We start from the raw sequence: 1,007 nt of genomic DNA on the forward strand, positions 1-1,007 counted from the left end.
ATGGCTAAGGCAACTTTTGAGCGTAACAAGCCGCACGTTAACGTCGGCACCATCGGTCACGTTGACCACGGTAAAACTACTCTGACCGCTGCTCTGACTCGCGTGTGCTACGAGGCATGGGGTACAGGTGAGCTGCGTGCGTTCGATCAGATCGATAACGCACCGGAAGAGCGTGAGCGTGGTATCACCATCGCAACCTCTCACGTAGAGTACGACTCTCCTATCCGTCACTATGCGCACGTTGACTGCCCCGGGCACGCCGACTACGTAAAGAACATGATCACCGGTGCGGCCCAGATGGACGGCGCTATCCTGGTATGTGGCGCGACCGACGGTCCTATGCCCCAGACCCGTGAGCACATCCTGCTGTCTCGTCAGGTAGGTGTACCTTACATCGTTGTGTTCCTGAACAAGGCTGACCTGCTGGCTGAAGACTGCGGCGGTGCCGACAGTGAAGAGTACGCCGAGATGCTGGAGCTGGTTGAGATGGAGCTGCGCGAGCTGCTGGACCAGTACGAGTTCCCCGGTGACGACACTCCGATCATCCCAGGTTCTGCCCTGATGGCCCTGAACGGCCAGGATGACCACGAGCTGGGTACTTCTGCGGTTAAGAAGCTGGTTGAGACTCTGGATTCTTACATCCCTGAGCCTGAGCGTGCAATCGACGGCGCCTTCATCATGCCGATCGAGGACGTATTCTCTATCGCTGGTCGTGGTACCGTAGTAACCGGTCGTGTTGAGCGCGGTATCGTTAAAGTGGGTGAGCCTGTTGAGATCGTGGGTATCCGCGAAACTCAGACCACCACCTGTACCGGTGTTGAGATGTTCCGCAAGCTGCTGGACGAAGGTCGTGCCGGTGAGAACGTTGGTGTTCTGCTGCGTGGTACCAAGCGTGACGACGTTGAGCGTGGTCAGGTACTGGCTAAGCCCGGTTCTATCACTCCTCACACCAAGTTCGAGTCTGAAGTCTACGTGCTGAGCAAGGATGAGGGTGGTCGTCACACTCC

1 protein-coding gene is annotated in these 1,007 nt (G+C 57.4%); it reads left to right on the forward strand.

What is annotated here, in order from left to right:
- On the forward strand, positions 1–1,007 hold a 1,007-nt coding region (gene tuf / locus D0544_RS17055), incomplete at its 3' end, for an elongation factor Tu (protein ID WP_125018490.1).

Origin of the sequence: Aestuariirhabdus litorea (assembly GCF_003864255.1) — a bacterium.
In the GTDB taxonomy this organism is placed as follows: Bacteria; Pseudomonadota; Gammaproteobacteria; order Pseudomonadales; family Aestuariirhabdaceae; genus Aestuariirhabdus; species Aestuariirhabdus litorea.